This window comes from Peribacillus sedimenti, assembly GCF_046237635.1.
Lineage (GTDB): Bacteria > Bacillota > Bacilli > Bacillales > DSM-1321 > Peribacillus > Peribacillus sedimenti.
This window is the reverse complement of record NZ_CP143547.1, coordinates 4,104,787-4,126,710: the sequence shown is the minus strand read 5'-3', so window position 1 is coordinate 4,126,710 and position 21,924 is coordinate 4,104,787. Positions and strand designations below refer to the sequence as shown.

The 21,924-nt window shown below is 42.9% G+C and carries 19 protein-coding genes and 2 other annotated features; of the genes, 17 read left to right on the top strand and 2 right to left on the bottom strand.

Annotation, left to right across the window (positions count from 1 at the left end; translation table 11 throughout):
- The first annotated feature begins 334 nt into the window (after positions 1-334).
- The 10 genes from thrS to V1500_RS20205 all read left to right on the top strand — a co-directional run bounded on the left by thrS (position 335) and on the right by V1500_RS20205 (position 9,969).
- On the top strand, positions 335-2,266 hold the full coding sequence (gene thrS / locus V1500_RS20250; protein ID WP_409302095.1) for a threonine--tRNA ligase: 1,932 nt from the start codon (positions 335-337) through the stop codon (positions 2,264-2,266).
- A 687-nt stretch (positions 2,267-2,953) separates the two neighbouring features.
- Positions 2,954-3,448 carry a GNAT family N-acetyltransferase gene (locus V1500_RS20245; protein WP_409302093.1) on the top strand — a complete coding sequence of 165 codons (495 nt, stop codon included), beginning with the start codon at positions 2,954-2,956 and terminating at the stop codon, positions 3,446-3,448.
- Positions 3,449-3,604: 156 nt separating this feature from the next.
- Positions 3,605-3,742, top strand: a sequence feature (ribosomal protein L20 leader region).
- Positions 3,743-3,860: 118 nt separating this feature from the next.
- Positions 3,861-4,364, top strand: a complete 504-nt coding sequence (gene infC / locus V1500_RS20240) for a translation initiation factor IF-3 (protein ID WP_409302091.1) — start codon at positions 3,861-3,863, stop codon at positions 4,362-4,364.
- 22 nt (positions 4,365-4,386) lie between these two features.
- The gene (gene rpmI, locus V1500_RS20235; RefSeq protein WP_028392188.1) at positions 4,387-4,587 is read left to right on the top strand and encodes a 50S ribosomal protein L35; all 201 of its coding nucleotides are present in this window, start codon (positions 4,387-4,389) and stop codon (positions 4,585-4,587) included.
- Positions 4,588-4,620: 33 nt separating this feature from the next.
- A complete protein-coding gene (gene rplT / locus V1500_RS20230) occupies positions 4,621-4,980 on the top strand; it encodes a 50S ribosomal protein L20 (RefSeq protein ID WP_409302090.1) in 360 nt (119 codons plus the stop codon).
- A gap of 65 nt (positions 4,981-5,045) precedes the next feature.
- Positions 5,046-5,324, top strand: a complete 279-nt coding sequence (locus tag V1500_RS20225; RefSeq protein ID WP_409302088.1) for a DUF1294 domain-containing protein — start codon at positions 5,046-5,048, stop codon at positions 5,322-5,324.
- Between the two features lie 139 nt (positions 5,325-5,463).
- Positions 5,464-6,030, top strand: a complete 567-nt coding sequence (locus V1500_RS20220) for a TVP38/TMEM64 family protein (RefSeq protein WP_409302087.1) — start codon at positions 5,464-5,466, stop codon at positions 6,028-6,030.
- 468 nt (positions 6,031-6,498) lie between these two features.
- Positions 6,499-7,584 (top strand): M42 family metallopeptidase, encoded by a 1,086-nt coding sequence (locus V1500_RS20215; RefSeq protein WP_409302085.1) that lies wholly within the window; start codon positions 6,499-6,501, stop codon positions 7,582-7,584.
- A gap of 135 nt (positions 7,585-7,719) precedes the next feature.
- On the top strand, positions 7,720-8,349 hold the full coding sequence (locus tag V1500_RS20210; protein ID WP_409302083.1) for a nitroreductase family protein: 630 nt from the start codon (positions 7,720-7,722) through the stop codon (positions 8,347-8,349).
- A 528-nt stretch (positions 8,350-8,877) separates the two neighbouring features.
- On the top strand, positions 8,878-9,969 hold the full coding sequence (locus V1500_RS20205) for a YsnF/AvaK domain-containing protein (protein WP_409302082.1): 1,092 nt from the start codon (positions 8,878-8,880) through the stop codon (positions 9,967-9,969).
- A gap of 74 nt (positions 9,970-10,043) precedes the next feature.
- On the opposite strand, the gene sspI is transcribed toward V1500_RS20205, so the two are convergent.
- A complete protein-coding gene (sspI, locus tag V1500_RS20200) occupies positions 10,044-10,256 on the bottom strand; it encodes a small acid-soluble spore protein SspI (RefSeq protein WP_409302080.1) in 213 nt (70 codons plus the stop codon).
- A 123-nt stretch (positions 10,257-10,379) separates the two neighbouring features.
- On the opposite strand from sspI, the gene V1500_RS20195 reads away from it, so the two are divergent.
- The 3 genes from V1500_RS20195 to pheT all read left to right on the top strand — a co-directional run bounded on the left by V1500_RS20195 (position 10,380) and on the right by pheT (position 15,118).
- Positions 10,380-11,138 carry a TrmH family RNA methyltransferase gene (locus V1500_RS20195; protein ID WP_409302078.1) on the top strand — a complete coding sequence of 253 codons (759 nt, stop codon included), beginning with the start codon at positions 10,380-10,382 and terminating at the stop codon, positions 11,136-11,138.
- Positions 11,139-11,223: 85 nt separating this feature from the next.
- Positions 11,224-11,486: a binding site (T-box leader), on the top strand.
- Between the two features lie 89 nt (positions 11,487-11,575).
- Positions 11,576-12,613, top strand: coding sequence for a phenylalanine--tRNA ligase subunit alpha (gene pheS, locus V1500_RS20190; RefSeq protein ID WP_409302076.1), 1,038 nt, complete (start codon positions 11,576-11,578; stop codon positions 12,611-12,613).
- Between the two features lie 90 nt (positions 12,614-12,703).
- A complete protein-coding gene (pheT, locus tag V1500_RS20185; RefSeq protein ID WP_409302075.1) occupies positions 12,704-15,118 on the top strand; it encodes a phenylalanine--tRNA ligase subunit beta in 2,415 nt (804 codons plus the stop codon).
- 473 nt (positions 15,119-15,591) lie between these two features.
- Here the strand turns inward: pheT and rnhC are convergent, their stop codons facing one another.
- Positions 15,592-16,548, bottom strand: a complete 957-nt coding sequence (gene rnhC / locus V1500_RS20180; RefSeq protein WP_409302073.1) for a ribonuclease HIII — start codon at positions 16,546-16,548, stop codon at positions 15,592-15,594.
- Positions 16,549-16,684: 136 nt separating this feature from the next.
- Between rnhC and zapA the strand changes: the two genes are divergently transcribed.
- From zapA to V1500_RS20160, 4 genes are all read left to right on the top strand, one after another.
- Positions 16,685-16,945, top strand: coding sequence for a cell division protein ZapA (gene zapA / locus V1500_RS20175; protein WP_409302072.1), 261 nt, complete (start codon positions 16,685-16,687; stop codon positions 16,943-16,945).
- Positions 16,946-16,949: 4 nt separating this feature from the next.
- Entirely contained in the window at positions 16,950-17,492 is a 543-nt protein-coding gene (locus V1500_RS20170; protein ID WP_409302070.1) for a CvpA family protein, read from the top strand.
- A 295-nt stretch (positions 17,493-17,787) separates the two neighbouring features.
- A complete protein-coding gene (gene polX / locus V1500_RS20165) occupies positions 17,788-19,500 on the top strand; it encodes a DNA polymerase/3'-5' exonuclease PolX (protein WP_409302068.1) in 1,713 nt (570 codons plus the stop codon).
- Between the two features lie 44 nt (positions 19,501-19,544).
- Positions 19,545-21,905 carry an endonuclease MutS2 gene (locus V1500_RS20160; RefSeq protein WP_409302067.1) on the top strand — a complete coding sequence of 787 codons (2,361 nt, stop codon included), beginning with the start codon at positions 19,545-19,547 and terminating at the stop codon, positions 21,903-21,905.
- Positions 21,906-21,924 lie beyond the last annotated feature (19 nt).

Here is a 21,924-nt window from a genome sequence, read left to right as displayed (position 1 = left end):
AAGTTATGATGAGGATATGGGTATTCTAAAAACGGTTTGCAGAGAGGGAAGACATGGCTGAAAGCTTCCTAATACGGTTAGGGCACCTACCACCTCTAAACTTCAGCTATGAAAGCATTCGTGTAAGTATTGGCTGACGGGATGCTGCCGTTATCAGTTATAAGTGTCGATCTGCTTAGCCGGATTGAAACGAGGGTGGAACCGCGGGTTTATATAAAACAATTAATAAGCTCGTCCCTGTATTTATATACAGGGGCGGGCTTTTTTGCGTTTATCCCGGAAATAGCCAGGCCCCTGGCAAAACGAATTAATTAAAACGAAGGAGTGAGACTGTATGTCTGAAATGATTAAAGTTAGTTTTCCAGATGGAGCGGTGAAGGAGTTTCAAAGGGGAACGACTACAGAAGACATTGCAGCTTCGATTAGCCCGGGGTTAAAAAAGAAGTCAATCGCCGGTAAATTCAACGGACAACTGTACGACTTAAGACGCCCCCTAGAAGCTGATGGGCCGATTGAAATTGTAACCCAGGACAGCAAGGAAGCCCTTGAAGTACTTCGCCATAGCACTGCCCACTTAATGGCACAGGCGATTAAACGCCTGTATAAGAATGCCAAATTTGGTGTTGGGCCAGTCATTGAAGGCGGTTTTTACTACGATATGGATCTGGAAGAGTCCTTAACACCTGAAGACCTTCCGAAGATTGAGAAGGAAATGAAAAAAATCGTCAATGAGAATCTTGATATCCACCGTGTGGAAGTGAGCCGCGATGAAGCGGTAAGACGCTTTGAAGAGATTGGCGATGAGTATAAGCTTGAATTAATTGAAGCGATTCCTGCAGAAGATCAGGTAACTATATATGAGCAGGGAGAATTTTTTGATCTTTGCCGCGGGATTCATGTTCCATCCACAGGCAAGATAAAGGAATTCAAATTAATGAGCATCGCCGGTGCTTATTGGAGAGGCGACAGCGACAATAAGATGCTCCAGCGTATATACGGAACTGCGTTCTTCAAGAAAGAAGACCTGGAAGAACACCTTCGCTTGCTGGAAGAAGCGAAAGAGCGTGACCATAGAAAGCTGGGGAAAGAGCTTAGCCTCTTTACAAGCTCTCAATTGGTAGGCCAGGGACTTCCTCTATGGCTCCCAAAGGGTGCAACAATCCGCAGGGTAATTGAGCGTTACATCGTTGATAAAGAACAGCGTCTTGGATACGAACATGTATACACTCCGATCATGGGAAGTGTTGATTTGTATAAGACTTCCGGACACTGGGAGCATTACCAGGAGGATATGTTCCCGGTTATGGATATGGATAATGAACAGCTTGTTCTGCGTCCGATGAACTGTCCTCATCACATGATGGTATACAAAAACAGCATCCACAGCTACCGGGAACTTCCAATCCGTATCGCAGAGCTTGGGACAATGCACCGCTATGAGATGTCTGGTGCACTTTCCGGACTTCAGCGTGTGCGGGGGATGACTTTGAATGATGCCCATATTTTTGTCCGCCCAGATCAGATCAAGGATGAATTCAAACGCGTTGTAAACCTGATATTAGCTGTTTATAAAGACTTTAATATCAAGGATTATACTTTCCGTCTTTCTTACCGTGATCCACAGGACACTGAAAAATATTACAACGATGATGCAATGTGGGAAAAGGCGCAGGGCATGCTGAAGGATGCCATGGATGACCTGGGACTTGAATATTTCGAGGCAGAAGGAGAAGCGGCTTTTTATGGGCCAAAGCTGGATGTCCAGGTAAGAACTGCATTAGGAAAGGATGAGACTCTGTCTACTGTACAGCTGGATTTCCTATTGCCTGAGCGTTTTGACCTTAGCTATGTAGGCGAGGATGGCAAGCCGCATCGCCCTGTTGTTATCCACCGCGGAGTCGTATCTACAATGGAACGTTTTGTTGCTTTCTTAATTGAAGAATACAAAGGAGCATTCCCGACATGGCTGGCACCGGTACAGGTACAAGTCATCCCTGTTTCTCCCGATGTTCATCTTGATTATGCAAAGGAAGTAAGGGAGAAGCTGCAGGCTGAAGGCTTCCGTGTAGAATTGGACCAGCGCGATGAGAAAATCGGCTACAAGATCCGTGAGTCTCAAATGCAGAAAATTCCATATATGCTCGTTGTGGGTGACAACGAAATTAAAGAAGGCAGTGTGAATGTGCGTAAGTATGGACAGCAGGCATCAAATACTGTAGCATTTGAAGACTTCATGCGTTCATTAAAAGAAGAAGTCAGCCATTGATGGCTTGGCTGCTGACTGTATATTTTAAGATTCTACAACCGGGAAGCACTTTTGGTGCTTCCCTTTTTTGATTCAGGTAGGGTGTAACGTGGGTCTGTATTTGTACTGGGTAGGCATATGGGTTGTTTAATAAAGTCAATACAGAAGCTAGCAAGCTGTTTTAAATTTTTACTTCGATTTATGTCCGGAAATTCAATCAAAATTTCAGACTGGAGTATAAACTGTGAATTTCAATGATACCTGTTCCTTTCCCTCGAAAACTGAAAAGCCAAATCGATCATAAATTGCAGTTCGAGCATAAAATACAGATTTCGAGCATAAATAACGAATTACGATCATGGCTCACGGATAGCGATCATAAACTTTAGCATTTCGCCCATAAAGCGTGGAATTTCTATCATAAACCCCATTGTGGATATCAAAAACATCATGCTCTCACAACATTCTTTAGTAAATTCAGAGAATTTTTGGCTATTTCATACTAAATCCTTTTTGTTTTAAAGAAGTTAATAAAATGTTTAATATAGATTACCTTATGAAAAATGTTCCTCTATTCAGAGTATATTATCTTTAAAAATCATGGTTCGACTACCATAACATCACAAATAAACAATTAATATTGTACTCTAGTGTATTATCTGTCAACTGATTTAAAAATCAAACTTACGTGATGATGGGGGATTAGCAATGATTATTAGAAAAGCTGTTCCAGAAGATGCGGCAAAATTGGCAGATTTGATTCATTCGGTGGAAGAATCCAATACTATGTTATTTGGTCCGGGAGAAAGAAAACTTACAGAGGAAGCACAGCTGAAAACAATTGTAAGATTAAATGATGACCCGCAGTCAGAACTGCTGGTCGCCGAATTATCCGGAGAGCTTGCGGGATATTTGATCATCATTGGAAACACGCCTATAAGGGTCAGGCATAGAATCTACCTGGTTGTAGGAGTTGCCGAACACGCAAGAGGAAAAGGAGTTGGAACGCTCCTGTTTGAATTCATGGAAGACTGGGCCAGTAGAAAGGGCATCCGCCGAATAGAACTTACCGTCCTGGCAAATAACACAGCGGCACTGGCCTTGTATAAAAAAAGAGGCTTTCGAATAGAAGGTACTAAGCGGGATTCGCTCTATATTGATGGGCATTATGTGGATGAATATTATTTATCTAAGCTTATATGAAAAAACTGAGTTTGGTTTACTTGAAATTAACGAAAATAGGTTGCAAATCATATAAGACTCTGGTAATATAATTTTTGTTGTTGTAAAAAACAAGTTATGAATTGACTATCATCATGATTTATGATATATTTTCTAAGGTGAATTGAATACGTGTTATAGGAAAAGAAGAGGCACCCGCTTCTCACCTGAGTGACGCAGATAATGCAGTTGGCAGGTTCATGATTTGATTATTTGGATTTATTCTACTTAGTCTATCTGTGTGGGTGTTTATAGCATCCACACTTTTTTAATGCTTACAAGTGAGTATTGCGCTGCAGATCATGGTGAGTAGTTTAGGATTGGTACTACGAATATTTTCTAAAACTCAGTATTCGCTAAATAACCTTGGAGGTGGCTAACTATTAGTAAAGACATGATGGTAAACGAGGGTATTCGTGCCCGTGAACTTCGTCTAATTGACCAAAACGGCGAGCAGTTGGGAATTAAAACGAAATTCGAGGCATTGGAAATCGCCGCTCGTGTTAACCTTGATTTAGTTGTAGTTGCTGCAAACGCAAAGCCTCCGGTAGCCCGTATCATGGACTACGGAAAATTCCGTTTCGAGCAGCAAAAGAAAGATAAAGAATCACGCAAGAACCAAAAAATCATTAACTTGAAAGAGGTTCGTCTGAGCCCAACAATTGAAGAACATGATTTCAATACAAAGCTCCGCAATGCAATCAAGTTCCTGGAAAAAGGGGATAAAGTTAAAGCTTCTATCCGATTCAAGGGACGTGCCATTACACATAAAGAAATTGGTCAGCGTGTTCTGGACCGTTTCTCAGCGGCATGCAAAGAGGTGGCTACTATTGAGACTCACCCTAAAATGGATGGGCGCAGCATGTTCTTGGTTTTAGCACCGAAAAACGACAAGTAATTGTAATGAGGAGGAATACCTTATGCCTAAAATGAAAACTCACCGCGGATCTGCAAAGCGTTTCAAGAAAACTGGATCCGGCAAGCTGAAACGTTCACACGCTTACACAAGCCACTTATTCGCTAACAAATCTACTAAAGCTAAGCGTAAGCTTCGCAAAGCTAGCCTTGTAAGCAAAGGTGACTTCAAACGCATTCGCCACATGTTAGACAATATTAAGTAATCGTGCTATCGATTTAAATAGGAGGGAAATAACATGCCACGTGTAAAAGGCGGTACTGTTACTCGCAAACGTCGTAAAAAAGTTCTTAAATTAGCTAAAGGTTATTATGGTTCAAAACATACATTATATAAAGTTGCTAACCAGCAAGTAATGAAATCTCTAATGTATGCTTTCCGTGACCGTCGCCAGAAAAAGCGCGACTTCCGTAAGCTTTGGATCGCTCGTATCAATGCAGCAGCTCGTATCAATGGTCTTTCTTACAGCCGTTTAATGCATGGTCTTAAGCTGGCTGGTATCGAAGTTAACCGCAAAATGCTAGCTGAACTTGCAATAGCTGACGAGCAGGCATTTGCACAATTAGCAACTGCAGCTAAGCAGCAATTAGATAAGTAATCTTTTCTTATAAGCCATTCTCCATGAGAGGATGGCTTTTTAATATAGAAACGGAGTGTTTTATATTGGATAATTTTAGCTTGCTGGCGGTTTATTGTATCGTCATCAATGCGGCTGCTTTTATCGCCATGGGCACAGATAAGCGGAAAGCGCAGCAGGGCCGATTCCGCATCAGTGAAAGGACGCTTTGGCTGCTTGCCATATTTGGAGGAGCAGCTGGAGGTACCGCCGGGATGAAGGTCTTCCGGCATAAAACAAAACATTTGAACTTTAAAATAGGGCTCCCTTTCCTTGCGGTTTGCCATATTATACTGCTTGTGTATGGAATGATCCGCCAACAATAAAGGGCTGATTCTTCAAGGGCGAACTCCTGTTTGATCACTGATTACATAAGCTGTCGGCAGTTTGTAGGCATATGGACAGTGCCACATGTATATGCTTGTAGTGAGTTCGAGACAGACACCGCAGGGAGGCTAATCATGAATGGAAGAACTTACTCTCATTACAGCCGTCGTAAGCTCAGGAAGTGTTTTTGCTCCGTTCTTCTTTATCTTATTCCATATCTTTAGGCAGTTTCTGTTTGTTCCTGTAGCTGTTGTATGTATATCGGGAGGAATACTGTTCGGTTCGTTATTGGGCTCTATATACTCGGTTATTGGGCTGACATTATCCAGTATTGTTTTTTACATGGCGATAAATAAACTCCCAAAAACATTGAAGCGATTGATGAAACTGAAAAGTAAGCTATTTGGGAACCGGACGTTGAACGTCAGGCAAATAACAGTTCTGCGGCTATTGCCATTCGTCCATTTTCATTTGTTATCACTTTGTTTGATGGAAAAAAGCAGCGGCATTAAACATTATGTGAACCAATCCTTTCTGTCCAATTTACCCCTGGCGTTCGGTTATACTGTCTTCGGAAGTTATATCTCCGCCTTCAGCCCCACAATGGTGGCAGTGATCTTAGCAACCGTTATGATCCTCCTTTATGTGTTGAGGGAAAAAAATACGATCATCAAATGGCAGGAATTTTTTCAAACGAATGAGTAGAAAACCTGTTAGCTGAAATAGCCTTGTATGTTATCGTACAGGGTTTTTTTGCGTACCGGGGCTCTCAAAGGCTCTCAGCGAAAGAAACGGTACGCAGACGGTATAAACTTTCCCTCGGAATGGAAGGTTATTTTTACTGATCAGCTCCCGGAGTGAAGCCTGATTACAGCAACGTCAGGATACGCGGCCTGCATGTTTTCCTTTTCCTCGAAGTTATGGAAGCAAGATCCGATTATATGTAGAATTAGCGATGCATCAGGCTTAACAGAAAAGAAGCAGCAGATGCATATTACAAAAAAAATAAGGTAAATTATACGAGACAAAAGGAAGGATATTAATCGTTTTGAGAATATTCATTAGTTTTGTATAATTAAATAAGCGTGTACATCTAACCAGTTTTGTTATGCACAATTTGAATGGAACAGAATATCTTTAGACGGACACCACTTAAAGAGGGGGCGCATTTTCATGGCACAATTAGATGAAACTTTAACCATGCTTAAAGACCTTACCGATGCCAACGGGATTCCCGGCAATGAAGGCCAGGTAAGAAAAGTAATGAAGGAATACATAACTCCGTACGCAGATGAAATTGAAACGGACGGTTTAGGGAGTTTGATTGCAAAAAAAACCGGACTAGAAAATGGGCCTAAAATTGTAGTTACCGGGCATATGGACGAAGTAGGCTTTATGATCACACAGATTGACGACAAAGGTTTCCTTCGCTTCCAGCCGGTTGGCGGATGGTGGTCACAGGTCATGCTTGCGCAGAGGGTGACCATCGTAACCAGAAAAGGCGATGTTACAGGAGTCATTGGTTCAAAGCCGCCGCACATTCTCTCTGCTGAAGCTAGAAAAAAACCGATCGAGATTAAGGATATGTTCATTGATATTGGTGCATCTTCAAGAGAAGAAGCACAGGAATGGGGAGTTCGGCCAGGGGATATGGTTGTTCCTTACTTTGAATTCACAGTAATGAACAATGAAAAGATGCTGCTGGCTAAAGCATGGGATAACCGGATTGGCTGTGCAATTGCCATCGATGTGCTAAAGCAGCTAAAGGGCCAAGACCATCCAAACATAGTATATGGGGTTGGGGCTGTCCAGGAAGAGGTTGGACTCCGCGGTGCAAAAACTTCAACGTTCAAGATCCAGCCGGATATAGGGTTTGCTGTTGATGTTGGTATTGCTGGAGACACTCCTGGCGTCACAGAAAAGGAAGCACTCAGCAAAATGGGACATGGGCCGCAAATTGTCATTTATGATGCTTCCATGGTCTCTCATAAAGGCCTTAGAGACCTGGTAACCGATACGGCTGATGAATTGAACATACCATATCAGTATGAGTCTATTCCGGGCGGCGGAACAGATGCAGGGTCCATTCACGTGACGGCGAATGGTGTTCCCGCACTGGCAATCACCATTGCAACAAGATATATTCATTCACATGCTGCCATGCTCCATAGGGATGACTATGAAAACGCGGTTAAGCTGATTGTCGAAGTTATTAAGAAATTGGACCGTGAAACAGTAGACAAAATTACATTTGAATGAGAATGCGAACAGGTCTTTATAAGGCCTGTTTTTTATATCCTTGATTTGAGCAATACATTTGACTCCTAATACTTACTTTTAGTAAGTTACATATATCGTTATTATAAGTGAGTCGATAACAGGGAGGAACTTACAATGTCTACACTATCAGAGAAAACTCTGCAGGAAGTTATTCAGGAAAGAAAATCTGTACGGGTATATGACGACACAGTCACAATACCTCGTGAAGAACTCGAGGATATGCTTAGGGAAGCTATGCTGGCGCCATCTTCCAGCAATCTTCAGCCATGGCGGTTCATTGTCATTGATGATAAGGAAACACAAAAAGAGCTTAGGGAAATCGCCAATAACCAGGCACAGGTTGAAACCAGTTCAGCTGTGATCGCCGTACTTGGCGATACAGAAGCATATAAAAACGTAGAAAAGATCTATAGCCAAAGCTTCGAAGCAGGCTTAGTGGATGAAGCTAATATGAAGCGATTGGTAGAAGGTACAAATCAGCTGTATCCAAAACTTCCAGATTCAGTAAGGCAGAATATCGCCAATTTTGATGCTGGGCTTGTTTCCATGCAGCTGATGCTCATTGCTAAAGCAAGAGGTTATGATACCGTCCCGATGGGGGGTTTTGATAAGGCTAAATTTAGCCAGAAATTCAACCTTGCAAATAATGAATTTCCGATTGTATTGATTGCGATCGGGAAAGCAGCGGCACCGGCATTCCAGACAACACGCTTGCCATTGGACGCAACTGTTCGTTTTGCGTAATGAGTTTAAACATCCTTCACTGCCTGTAGTGAAGGATGTTTTTTGCGTGGTAGATTTCTAGGGGTAATTCATATCTTTCATATGTAATATGAAAAACCTTTCTTCATATAAAACAAATGAGTCGCTCATCACCCCTATGTACTCTGGTATTTCAGATATAGTCCTTAGGTATTTCTCTTCTTCATTATCCATAGGATGGCCCTTATTTCAGCTATAAAACAAGTGTGGCCCTTCATTTTGAATATGAAGGCTCCTTTTTTCAGTAATGTAAAAAATAGCCCAATATCCCTCATTGCAGTTACGTTTCTTTAATACTTCTGCCAGATGTATTCCTTGACGGCTTCGGCTGCTTTCTTCTGCTTTCCTTACGAATTTGACCAAAAATTTAAATGAAGCATGAAATTCGCCGTAAGGCAAAATTTACTAGTTGACTGTCTTGCCGCTAACTGTTTTTTTCTGTTTACGAACTGCTCCCGCGGGTAAATATTGAACATGGCACAAAGCAATAAATTTCAAGGAGGAGTTATAATGGATAAAACAGTATATGGAGTCTATAATTCCAGCCCGGAGGTTATTCAGGCTATTAACTCATTAAAGGCAAAAGGTTTCGATAGTGATGATATTACGGTTATTGCGGATAATGAGGAAACGCTGAATCTGAGAGGCGCAGCAAGAGACGTAAATACAGTAACAAATAATACTGATCACGATGATTCATTTATGGACAAGGTCATGCGATTCTTTATGAACGATGGAACATATGGCCTGCAGGACAGATTGACCGCAGCTGGATTGAGCGATGCCGAGGCTGCTGAATATGTTAATGATGTCGAAGCAGGAAGAATAGTGGTTCTGGTTGATCAGTCTGCAGCCGGCATCGATACACAGGATACCCTATATACGGATACAAATGACACCTTAAACAGGGGAACAGCCGGACTAACTAATAATCCGGATCCGAATGTGTTCCCTGATACCCTGGCGACTACTGGCAGCCCAGAATTTTCAGATTCACTAGGTACCGCACGAAGGGACCGGGATCGCGATTTAACCGCCGAAGAACGCACCATGCGCGGCAATTGGAATAGCGAACTAACCGAGGAAGACCGCACTATTCGAGGGAATCTAAATCGTGATCTAGATGATGAAGAACGCACCATCAGGCTAAGGGAGGAACAGCTTGAGGTAAACAAAGAAGAAGTAAGTGCTGGTGAAGTGGTGTTAAATAAGGAAGTAACGGAAGAAGTCAAAACAGTGAATGTGCCTGTCGAACGCGAAGAACTATATGTAGAGCGCCGCCCGGTGACTGAGGGAACGGACGATTTGAATGCAGGACCGATTACGGATGGAGAATCAATCAGGATTCCTCTTACGGAAGAGCGAGTGGAAGTGACGAAGAGGCCGGTTGTAACGGAAGAAGTCATCATTGGCAAACGCACTGTTCAGGAAACACAGCAGGTACAGGATACGGTAAAGAAAGAGGATGTTGAGATTTCCGAAGATGGCAGAGCTCTCCTGGATGGTGACAGAAGGACCAGAATGGATTTAAATGATGCAGATAACAGCATTCGAGCAGATAAGCGATATATCGATAATAAAATAGATACAGATAAACTGTAACAAATAGGCCCGGCTATTGCCGGGCTTCCTTTTTGTTGGTTACGATCATCGTAAAACAGCAATAGCCGTTACGGCTATCGCTGTTTTAATCCACTTTCTAGAGCCTGGAGCATATCATTTCTTTCTTTTTCGGAGGAATTTTGCCAAATTACCTCAAACAATACCCCTAATCCGGGCAGCATCTTTTCTTCACCAGCCTGAATGGCGTCCACAATTGTGTCTTCAAGCTGTTCCTGCGTGTTGCCTGAAATATTTTGATAAATGGCATTCCGAAGGTTAAAGTTCATTTGACAAGCCTCCCATTCAGTCATGATATCTCACATCCATATCTTTTCACGTTATGGCATGCATTATGTATCAGGATTACGATATAATAGGAAAATCAGGAACATGTAAAAGGAGAGTTACTTTTGAAATACATTGAAAGTGCCAAAAATCCGAAGGTGAAACAATGGAAGAAATTGTTGGCCAAGAAGGAAAGAGATAAGACTGGGACATACATAATAGAAGGCTTTCATCTGGTAGAGGAGGCACTTAAAGAGAAGGACCTCGTGCAAGAGGTCATCATCAGCCGTGATGCTGTACTGCCTGCATCCCTGGATATATCTGGCGTAGAAGTTACCTATGCGGCAAATGAGGTTTTAAAAGCAATTTCCGATACGGAAACACCACAAGGAATTGCGGCGGTTTGTGAGCAAAAGCAGATTGCAAAAGAAGAGCTTGATATAAGGAGAGCCGTTCTGCTCGATCATATTCAGGACCCGGGAAATCTGGGCACGATCATCCGTACTGCAGATGCCGCAGGGATGGATGCCATTTTTTTAGGAGAAGGATGTGCCGACCCATATAATCCAAAGGTGATCAGGGCAACTCAAGGGAGTCTGTTTCATATTGCCTTGATAAAAGAAAAACTGGATTATGTGGTTGCCGACTTAAAGGAAAAGGGAATTCCAGTTTACGGCACTGCACTTGAAAACGGTGTTCATTACGAAGAAGCAGAGAAGGGTGAATCCTTTGCTCTTCTGGTTGGTAATGAAGGCCAGGGAGTCAGTAAAGAGCTGCTGTCACAGACAACCCAAAACCTTTATATCCCGATATATGGAAGAAGTGAGTCGCTTAATGTCGGTATTGCAGCAGGCATTTTAATGTATTCACTCCGGAAACAGTAGCACATCTGACAGCCTCTAAAAAAATAATAATCAATTTGAAAACGGACGAAAAATATACTATAATTAAACACAAATTTTATAATATTTAAAGACGAAGACAGAGAATAGTAACTAAGGAAAACCGTTTAGGGAGAAAATGCCGCAGACTGAAAGCATTTTTACGGCCCTGCCCTAGTGAATTCACCTCTCGAGTCGGCATCGGGAAGGTGAGCATTCCAGTTTCTTTTATGAAACCTGGCGCGTATCCGAAAGATGCATCGGCATAAGCCGTTATCCTATTTGAGTGAGTGCTATTGGAAATTGGCACTAATAAGGGTGGTACCGCGATACATAAACCTCGTCCCTTTTGGGAGGAGGTTTTTTTGTGCTTGAAAGAGCGCAGTGAAAATGCCGAAAGACCATAATTAACATTCAAATCATTGAAGGAGGACTAAAACATGCAGGAACGCTTACAGGAATTGCAGTCAGAAGCACTGCACAAGGTTTCAAATGCATCGGATTTAAAGCAGCTGAATGAAATCCGAGTAGCTTATTTAGGAAAGAAGGGGCCGATTACTGAGGTGCTTCGCGGAATGGGAAAGCTCTCCGCCGAAGAAAGACCAAGGATTGGAGCATTGGCCAATGAAGTAAGAGAAGAAATTGCATCAAGAATTGAGGAAAAGCAAAAGGCCCTTGAAGATGCTGCCGTAAATGAAAAACTTGCAGCAGAAAAAATTGACGTTACTTTGCCAGGCCGTCCTGTAAAGAAAGGCGGTCACCATCCGCTAACGAAAATCATTGAAGAAATTGAAGATTTATTTATTGGAATGGGGTATGAGGTAGCGGAAGGTCCTGAGGTGGAAACAGATTATTATAATTTTGAAGCGCTGAATCTGCCGAAGGGGCATCCGGCACGTGATATGCAGGATTCTTTCTATATCACAGAAGAAATCTTGATGCGCACACACACTTCTCCAGTACAGGCAAGAACGATGGAAAAGCATAAAGGAAAAGGGCCGGTTAAGATTATTTGTCCGGGAAAAGTATATCGGAGAGATAACGATGATGCCACTCATTCCCATCAGTTTATGCAGATCGAAGGCCTGGTAATCGATGAACATATCCGTATGAGTGACCTAAAAGGAACGCTTGAGGTCTTTGCCAAAAAGATGTTCGGGCAAGAACGCGAAATTCGCCTTCGTCCAAGCTTCTTCCCATTCACTGAACCATCAGTAGAAATGGATATTTCATGTAAATTCTGTGGAGGGACCGGCTGCAGTGTATGCAAGGGAACGGGCTGGATTGAAATATTGGGTGCTGGCATGGTCCATCCTAACGTCCTTGAAATGGCAGGATTCGATTCAAGCAAGTATTCCGGTTTCGCTTTCGGAATGGGACCTGAGCGTATTGCCATGCTGAAATATGGGGTCGATGATATTCGTCATTTCTATACAAACGATGTGCGTTTCTTAAGACAATTCCATCGCCAGGAATAGAATTCGATAGATTTTTTACGATTGAGGAATGCATTTCAACAAAGCGTCTTATCGTGTGACAAATACGATTTTTTAATAGGAGGATTTTTAATGTTTGTTTCTTATAAATGGCTGCAGGATTACGTGGATCTTTCAGGCATCACGGCAGATGAACTGGCAGAGAGAATCACGAAAAGCGGTATCGAAGTAGAAGGAGTAGAGCAAAAGAGCAAAGGGTTAAAAGGAGTGGTAGTAGGCCATGTCCTTGAAAGGGAACAGCACCCTAATGCGGATAAATTAAATAAGTGTCTTGTGGATATTGGCCAGGAACATCCTGTACAAATCATTTGCGGAGCGCCCAATGTCGATAAAGGGCAGAAGGTTGCTGTCGCCACTGTAGGTGCGGTACTTCCAGGAAATTTTAAAATTAAAAAGGCTAAGCTGCGCGGCGAGGAATCTAATGGGATGATTTGCTCCCTACAGGAATTGGGGATTGAAGCAAAACTGGTTGCGAAGGATTTTGCAACAGGGATTTATGTATTTCCAAAAGACGCTGAGGTTGGGGCTGATGCACTTGAGTATCTGGGCCTTCATGATGAAGTACTGGAATTGGGCTTGACTCCGAACCGAGCCGACGCCATGAGCATGTTGGGTGTCGCGTATGAAGTAGGGGCCATTCTTGGGCGAGAAGTGAAATGGCCATCCGGGAATGCTGAAAATTCGGATGAAAAGGCTTCAGATTATATTAAAGTGACTGTTGATGCGAAAGAAGATAATCCACTATATATCGCAAAGGTTATCAAAAATGTAGAGATTGGACCATCTCCGCTATGGATGCAGGCAAGATTGATGGCAAGCGGGATCCGTCCACACAATAATATAGTGGATATTACCAACTATATTCTGTTGGAATACGGCCAGCCGCTCCATGCCTTTGATTACGATCAAATTGGGACCAAAGAAATCCTGGTACGCAGGGCAAATGAAGGCGAGAAAATTGCCACATTGGATGATGTGGAAAGGGTATTGTCTTCAAACCATTTGGTTATTACGAATGGCCAGCAGCCAATCGCCCTGGCAGGAGTAATGGGCGGAGCAAATTCTGAGGTTACCAGTGACACAACCACAGTGGTGCTGGAATCAGCGTATTTCACTGGCGGTGTTATCCGGAAGGCATCCAAGGACCATGGTCTTCGCAGTGAAGCAAGTGCCCGTTATGAAAAAGGAATTGATCCAGAGCGTGTTCGTCCAGCAGCAGAGCGCGCTGCACAGCTAATGGCGGATTACGCAAATGGAACTGTGTTGTCGGGAACAGTTGAAGTAAATAATCTTACATTCGAGCCCGAAGTGGTCAGCATAACGCTTGACCGGATAAATAGATCGCTTGGAACGGATTTGAAGATTCAGGAAGTAGAAGATATTTTTGCAAGGCTCCAATTCAAAACAGTAACTGAGAATGATATGATTACTGTCACTGTTCCGACACGCCGAGGCGATATCACCATTGAAGCAGACCTTATTGAGGAGGTTGCAAGGTTATATGGTTATGATAACCTCCCTACTACCCTTCCGATAGGGGCAGCTACACCAGGGCAACTGACAGAATATCAGAAAAAGCGCCGTCAGGTAAGGCGGGTGCTGGAAGGGGCAGGCCTGTATCAGGCAACAACCTACTCACTCACCAGCCTGGAAAAGGCTGCACAGTTTGCGTTGGAAACTCGTGATTCCATTGGCCTTGCGATGCCGATGAGTGAGGAAAGAAGCCAACTGAGACTCAGCATTGTACCTCAGCTGTTAGAGGCAGTCAAATACAATATCGCACGTCAAATTGATTCAGTGGCCTTGTATGAGATTGGTTCTGTGTTCCTGAAAAATGAAGATGATTCACTTCCGGAAGAAAGGGAACATCTTGCTGGAGCTATTACGGGACTGTGGGAATCCCATCCTTGGCAGGCAGAAAAGAAACAAGCAGACTTCTTTGTAGCCAAAGGAATATTAGAAACGGTATTTGATGCTCTTGGAGTACTGGATCGTATTTCATTCAGGCAGGCTCAGGTGAAGAATTTACATCCGGGCCGTACTGCAGAAATCCTATTGAATGATCTGGTCATTGGATATGTAGGGCAGGTTCACCCAGCTATACAAAGGGAAATGGACTTAAAGGAAACCTATATTTTTGAAGTGTCGTTTAAGGCTCTTGCGCAAGCGGAAGTACAACCAATTCAATATCAGTCAATCCCGCGTTTCCCTTCTGTAACCAGAGATATTGCGCTTGTCGTGGACAGGGAAACTGTAGCCGGACACATTCAGCGTGTGATTGTTGAAGCTGGCGGCCGCCTGCTTAAAGAAGTGAATATCTTTGATTTATATGAAGGAGATAAAATGGAAGAGGGCAAGAAGTCCATCGCTTTCTCTCTGAAGTACTTTGATCCGGAACGTACACTTACTGATGAAGAAGTAACTAAAACCCATGAAAAAGTTTTGCAGGCTGTAAAGGATAAAGCAGGTGCGGAATTAAGGGGTTAATATGTTAACTGCCTGGATAAAAATATCCAGGCAGTTTGCTTTTTAATGTAGCATTAACGTCGGGGTATTGCTGCGCGAAACGCATTCCAATCCCGAGTTACACCAGTTATAAAAATTGCCAAAACCGTTTTTTCGTATTCCATTTGTACGGTCTTGTACCCGCAAAAGAGTTTTTATTCTGCAAGCTGCCTGTAACCGATCCATTAGTTGGTAAAACATCCGCTTATAAGGAGGAGATTACAATCCTAATAATATACTTTTCCTCCATTCGGTTTGCAGAACCTGATTCCATATCGTTAAAATGCGGCCATTCATGGTGCTTCATGGGTCGAAGTCTGGTCAAAAATAGAGAGTGTATTATGTAAGTCTATCGAACTTGCCGTCGTAGTAAGCTGTACTGTATATCGGAAGCCTGTGGTACAGTGTATATTCCGCTTCGGTTTGGATTGGAATTCATTGGAGTACAGCTGCCTTTATTTGAATTTTTTATTATAGATCCTGGTTGCTTTTTCAGTGTTTGCAAAATGAATTTTCGTAAACTCTCGAAGGGCAGTCTGTCCCTTTTGACTGATTAGTCTTGCGGCTGCTTCGTCCACAGCAGGACCTGCCCCCTTTGGTATGGTGAAGCCTGCTTTTTCACTTAATTTTTCAAAATGCTTAACAAAGGCATATCTTGCAAGGATGGAGGCGGCTGCAACTGCAACATGTAGCCCTTCCGCTTTTGTGCTTAAATAAATGGTTTTTGCTTTGAATAGTTCTTGTCCTTTTAAGTAATTAAAAAATACATCGGGCTGAGCGAATTGATCTATCAGGACTGCTTCTGCGGCATCAGGCTCAATTTTTTTGATGACATGTTTTATGGCCTGATTGTGCAATATGGCCTTCATCTTTCCCTGGGACATTCCTCTGGACTGTAATTCATTATATTTAGCATTATCGCAGGTTAGAAGGCTAAAAGGTACAATGTGCTTGATCTGGGTTGCTATTTCAGCAATTTGTTTATCGTTCAGGTTTTTGGAATCCTTGACTCCGAGTTCCTTCAAAAGAGCAATTTGTTCTTTTTTTGCATACACAGCAACTACAGTTATGGGACCGAAATAATCACCAGTCCCAACTTCATCCGAACCTATGATCGACATTTTTCCAATGTCAGCGGGAGGAGAATAGCTATGCGTTTTAACAGAAACTGCTGTGCCTGTTTTCTTGCCTGGTTGCTGTTCTTCGGTATCTTTTGCCCATCTTTTGGCTTCCAACCCGGCTTGTGTTCCCTGGAATAATACTTTTCCGGATTTATATGCAGTAATTGAGCATCCCGGAATTTTGGCGAAAAAAACACTTCCAGGCGGCTGGCTGGGTGAAAGCGAAGACTGATAGAAGCTTTGCATATTTGTGATTTCTGCTGGGGATCGTTTTAAAACTACTTGGCTCATTTAGTACACTCCTTTATCAATGTGTAAATGTCGTTTTTTGGAAAATGTCAGCGGCATTTGTATCCTCTCTCTTTCACCGTGAAAAGGTTCATGATATGATATAGATTAGGATTCTTTAGATTGGAGGCATATCACCTTGTCAGACGTGAAAAAAAATAAAATTACGGTTGATATATATGGGCAGCAATATACCATTGTGGGCACTGAAAGCTCCAGTCATATACGTCTTGTCGCATCTATGGTCGATGACAAAATGCGCGAGATCAGCTCGAAGAACCCGCATTTAGACACTGGCAAACTGGCCGTGCTGACAGCAGTAAATGCTATGCATGATTATTTGAAACTTAAAGATGAAATACACCAGCTGGAACTGGAAATAAAGAACGAAAAGGACTGAGTAAATGCTTGACCTAGCGATTTTAGCCATCCTTATCCTGGGCTTTCTGATCGGCTTAAGGCGAGGCTTCATTCTTCAGCTTATTCACCTGACTGGCTTTATAGCAGCCTTCGTAATTGCGTACTTGTACTACGATGAGCTGGCCCCTAAATTAAAGCTATGGATACCTTACCCTTCTCTCGGAAATTCGTCCGCCATAAAAATGATATTTGATGGCACCGGGTTGGATCATGCTTATTATAATGCGATTTCATTTGCGATCATTTTCTTTGCTGCCAAAATCATTTGGCAAATGATAGGTTCCATGCTGGATTTTATCGCACATTTGCCCATTTTAAAGCAGATCAACAGGTGGGCAGGGGGAATTCTTGGATTTATAGAAGTATATCTTATCATGTTTATTGTATTATACATAGCCGCCCTTCTTCCTGTTGAACAAGTTCAAGGGCCTATTTCCAATTCTGTTCTGGCCAGTGCAATTATAGAGAAGACCCCGTTGCTTTCCGGTATGGTAAAGGACCTTTGGTTTGCGTACATAAAATTGTAAATTCATATGAAAAATTATTTTCGTCTCTCTCTTAATTGGATGCTGGCTGTGTTTGGCCTGTTTATCAGATTGGAGAGGGACCTTTTAATGCCCGATTTCCTGTTGAAACTTTATGTCGGACGGGTACGTATATATAATGCTGAAATCCGTACGGCTTGTGATTTTTCGCGGCGGATTGTATGTTAGAGAGGGATAAAAGCCCAGCATTTTGATGAGCTTATGGTTTACTAATTCATGACAATACAGTACTATATCAGTTTTCTATATTAAAATATTTGATGGCAGGTGAAATAGAATGGCACTCAATAAAAAAGATGTAATTAGATTGCTTGAAACAATAGCTGTATATATGGAGTTAAAAGGTGAGAATCCGTTTAAGGTTTCAGCCTTCAGGAAAGCGGCAGGTGCGCTTGAAACTGACGACCGCACATTGGCAGCCATTGAAGATTTCACTGCTTTAAATGGCATAGGCAAGGGTACAGCTGCCGTTATAGAAGAATATTTGCAGGAGGGAAAGTCCACTGTGCTGGAAGAGCTCCAGGAGGAAGTTCCTAAGGGGCTTATTCCTCTTCTTCAGCTCCAGGGCTTGGGTGGCAAGAAAATAGCCAAGCTGCACAAGGAACTGCATGTTAATGACATAAACGATTTAAAGCGTGTCTGTGAAGAAGGGCGTGTAAGGGATCTTGCGGGCTTTGGGAAAAAGACCGAAGAGAAAATCCTGGCTGCAATAGCAGAAGTGGGGTCGCGTCCGGAAAGGCTTCCGCTCGCCTTTATGCTTCCGATTGCAGAAGAAATTGAAACCTACCTGGCAGAGTTGCCACATGTAATCAGGTACTCAAGAGCTGGCAGTATCCGCCGGATGAGGGAAACTATAAAAGATCTAGATTTTATCATCTCTACCGACAGTCCATCCGAGGTAAAGGAACAATTGCTGGCTTTGCCGGGCGTGAAGCAGGTGATTGCAGCTGGCGATACAAAGGTGTCAGTGACCCTTGGCTATGAATATGATGTCTCTGTTGATTTCAGGCTAGTGGAGGATCAGGAATTCATCACTACCCTGCACCATTTTACTGGTTCAAAGGATGTCAGAATGAGACAGCTTGCCAAGGATAGAGGAGAAAAGATCAGTGAATATGGTGTGGAAGTCATAGAAACAGGCGAGATTATTACATTTGAAAAAGAGTCAGATTTCTTTTCTCATTTTGGCCTTCCTTTTATCCCTCCGGAAGCCCGTGAGGATGGAACTGAGGTGGAACAGTTCCAGGGTGAGAAGGAGTTAATATCTCTGGAAGATATAAATGGAGACCTTCATATGCACTCGACCTGGAGTGATGGGGCCCATTCCATAGAAGAAATGATAGAGGCATGCATCAAAAAAGGGTACAAATATATGGCGATAACCGACCATTCCAAGTATTTAAGAGTGGCTAACGGTCTTTCTGTCGAAAGGTTACGGGAACAAAAAGAATTAATCCGCAGCCTTAATGATAAATATGAGGATATCACCATACTATCCGGTATTGAAATGGATATACTTCCTGACGGTTCATTGGATTATGAGGATGCCCTGCTTTCAGAGCTGGATTTGGTAATTGCATCGATCCACTCCAGTTTTTCACAGCCGAAAGAAAAAATAATGGAACGTTTAAAAACAGCCCTTCAAAATCCGCATGTTGACATTATTGCTCACCCATCGGGCAGAGTAATAGGAAGAAGGACAGGCTATGAGGTAGATTATGAGGTACTCATTCAATTGGCCAAAGAAACCAACACTGCTCTCGAGCTTAATGCGAATCCACACCGGCTCGACCTCGCGGCTCCTTATTTGAAGGCAGCGCAGGACGCTGGAATTACCATTGTGATCAATACCGACGCGCATAGTATAGATATGCTTGAAGACATGCCGATTGGCGTATCTTATGCTAAAAAGGGCTGGCTTAAAAAATCAACTGTGCTTAATGCCAAAGATAAAGATGGCTTACTAGCATTCTTAAAACGTAATGATTAACTGATTACGACACATTGTTATTGACTAGAGGAGGATTTGACTCCATGTATGATAAAGCAATAAGAACATTGGAATTCGATAAAATTAAAGAACAGCTCTTGAATTATACGAGCTCTGCAATAGGTAGGGAAAGGGCTGCCCAGCTGCAGCCTTCCGGCGATTTAGAGGAAGTGGCAAAATGGCAGGAGGAGACCGACGAAGCAGCCAAGGTGTTCAGATTGAGAGGCAACATCCCTCTAGGAGGCATCTTTGATATCCGTCCTCATGCAAAAAGGGCTCAAATCGGAGGGATGCTAAGCCCTCAGGAACTAATGGAAATTGCAAGCACGATCCGTGCCGGAAGGGTTCTTTCTCGCTTTTTTGAGGAAATGACAGAAGATGGCCATGAACTTCCGTTTATCCTTGAATATATAAATAATCTTATACCGCTTCATGACCTTCAGCAGACTATTTCCTATGCCATAGGAGAGCATGGTGAAGTACTGGATTCCGCAAGCGAAAATCTACGGATGTTAAGAAATCAGCTGCGGACGAATGAAGCTCGGGTCAGGGAGAAACTTGAAAGCATGATTCGGTCTTCGAATGCGCAGAAGATGCTTTCAGATGCAATTATAACAATCAGAAACGACCGATTTGTTATTCCGGTAAAGCAGGAATATCGAAGCAACTATGGCGGCATTATTCATGATCAGTCATCTTCAGGGCAGACTCTTTTCATCGAACCTCAGGTCATTGTCCAATTGAACAATGTCCTTCAGGAAACACGGGTGAAGGAGCAGCAGGAGATTCAAAGGATCCTGATCGAATTGTCTGCTGTAGTTGGTGAACACACTCATGAGCTCTTGCAAAATGTAAAGGTACTGGCCCATATTGACTTTTTGTATGCCAAGGCGAGATATGCCAAGGCAATCAAAGGCTCTAAACCTGCACTGAATAATGAGGGCAGGGTGAAGCTTTACAAGGCAAGGCACCCGTTGATCGACGAGAAAGAAGTAGTGCCAAACGATATTTATTTGGGTGAGGAATTTTCAACTATAGTAATAACCGGCCCAAATACCGGTGGAAAAACAGTTACCCTTAAGACAATCGGATTATGCACGCTTATGGCGCAGGCGGGCTTACACATCCCGGCATTGGATGGTTCGGAAACAGCGGTATTTCAGTCGGTTTTTGCGGATATAGGAGACGAGCAGTCCATCGAACAGAGTTTAAGTACCTTTTCTTCCCATATGGTGAACATAGTGGAGATCCTAAAGAATTTCGAAAGTAACAGCCTGGTCTTGTTCGATGAACTCGGTGCAGGCACAGACCCGCAGGAAGGAGCAGCACTTGCAATTTCCATCCTGGACGAGGTGTACAATAGAGGGGCACGGGTAATCGCGACAACGCATTATCCTGAATTAAAAGCGTATGGATATGACCGTGAAGGAGTCATAAATGCAAGCGTGGAATTTGATGTTGAATCCTTGAGGCCAACCTATAAATTATTGATCGGTGTCCCGGGACGAAGCAATGCTTTTGAAATATCCAAACGCCTTGGACTTAATGATTGGGTGATTGAACACGCACGCGGCCATGTCGGCACTGACACAAATAAAGTGGAAAACATGATTGCTTCACTTGAAGACAGCAGGAGACAGGCTGAAAAGGACAGGGAGGAAGCAGAGGATTACCTAAAACAAGCAGAGAAGCTTCATAAAGACCTGCAGCAGCAAATCGTCGAATACTATGCACAAAAGGATTCCATGATTGAAAAGGCAGCCGAAAAAGCAGCAGAGCTTGTAGATAAGGCAAAAGAGGAAGCGGAACAGATCATTTCTGACCTAAGGCGCCTGCGCTTCGAAAAGAATGCGGAAGTAAAGGAACACGAATTGATTGAAGCTAAGCGGCGACTTGAAGAATCGGCACCTTTCATTGGCAGGGCAAAGAAGCAAAAGCCACAGCTGCAAAAACAGGCCCATGCCTTCACTCAGGGAGATGAGGTAAAGGTCATCAGTTTCGACCAGAAAGGCCATCTGATTGAGAAAATTTCAGATACGGAGTGGCAGGTCCAGATTGGTATAATGAAGATGAAAGTAAAGGAATCGGATTTAGAATACATTAAAGCTGCTAAACAAAAAGAAACAAAGCCGCTTACAAATATAAAAGGCAAGGACTATCATGTCAGCCTCGAGCTTGATCTCCGCGGAGAACGCTTTGAAAATGCCCTTTCACGAGTTGAGAAATATATAGATGATGCACTTCTTGCAGGATATCCGCGTGTATCGATTATACATGGGAAAGGCACAGGTGCATTACGGCAAGGTGTGCAGGAATACTTGAAAAACCATCGTTCCGTAAAACGGATCCGGTTTGGGGAAGCCGGAGAAGGAGGAACCGGGGTCACAGTGGTAGAATTTAAATAACCCACCATTAGTCGGGGGA

Excerpts from the sequence above, each read along its gene's own strand:
- thrS (WP_409302095.1), top strand. The coding sequence starts at position 335 with ATGTCTGAAATGATTAAAGTTAGTTTTCCAGATGGAGCGGTGAAGGAG.
- V1500_RS20245 (WP_409302093.1), top strand. The coding sequence starts at position 2,954 with ATGATTATTAGAAAAGCTGTTCCAGAAGATGCGGCAAAATTGGCAGAT.
- infC (WP_409302091.1), top strand. The coding sequence starts at position 3,861 with ATGATGGTAAACGAGGGTATTCGTGCCCGTGAACTTCGTCTAATTGAC.
- rpmI (WP_028392188.1), top strand. The coding sequence starts at position 4,387 with ATGCCTAAAATGAAAACTCACCGCGGATCTGCAAAGCGTTTCAAGAAA.
- rplT (WP_409302090.1), top strand. The coding sequence starts at position 4,621 with ATGCCACGTGTAAAAGGCGGTACTGTTACTCGCAAACGTCGTAAAAAA.
- V1500_RS20220 (WP_409302087.1), top strand. The coding sequence starts at position 5,464 with ATGGAAGAACTTACTCTCATTACAGCCGTCGTAAGCTCAGGAAGTGTT.
- V1500_RS20215 (WP_409302085.1), top strand. The coding sequence starts at position 6,499 with ATGGCACAATTAGATGAAACTTTAACCATGCTTAAAGACCTTACCGAT.
- V1500_RS20210 (WP_409302083.1), top strand. The coding sequence starts at position 7,720 with ATGTCTACACTATCAGAGAAAACTCTGCAGGAAGTTATTCAGGAAAGA.
- V1500_RS20205 (WP_409302082.1), top strand. The coding sequence starts at position 8,878 with ATGGATAAAACAGTATATGGAGTCTATAATTCCAGCCCGGAGGTTATT.
- sspI (WP_409302080.1), bottom strand. The coding sequence starts at position 10,256 with ATGAACTTTAACCTTCGGAATGCCATTTATCAAAATATTTCAGGCAAC.
- pheS (WP_409302076.1), top strand. The coding sequence starts at position 11,576 with ATGCAGGAACGCTTACAGGAATTGCAGTCAGAAGCACTGCACAAGGTT.
- pheT (WP_409302075.1), top strand. The coding sequence starts at position 12,704 with ATGTTTGTTTCTTATAAATGGCTGCAGGATTACGTGGATCTTTCAGGC.
- rnhC (WP_409302073.1), bottom strand. The coding sequence starts at position 16,548 with ATGAGCCAAGTAGTTTTAAAACGATCCCCAGCAGAAATCACAAATATG.
- V1500_RS20170 (WP_409302070.1), top strand. The coding sequence starts at position 16,950 with ATGCTTGACCTAGCGATTTTAGCCATCCTTATCCTGGGCTTTCTGATC.
- polX (WP_409302068.1), top strand. The coding sequence starts at position 17,788 with ATGGCACTCAATAAAAAAGATGTAATTAGATTGCTTGAAACAATAGCT.
- V1500_RS20160 (WP_409302067.1), top strand. The coding sequence starts at position 19,545 with ATGTATGATAAAGCAATAAGAACATTGGAATTCGATAAAATTAAAGAA.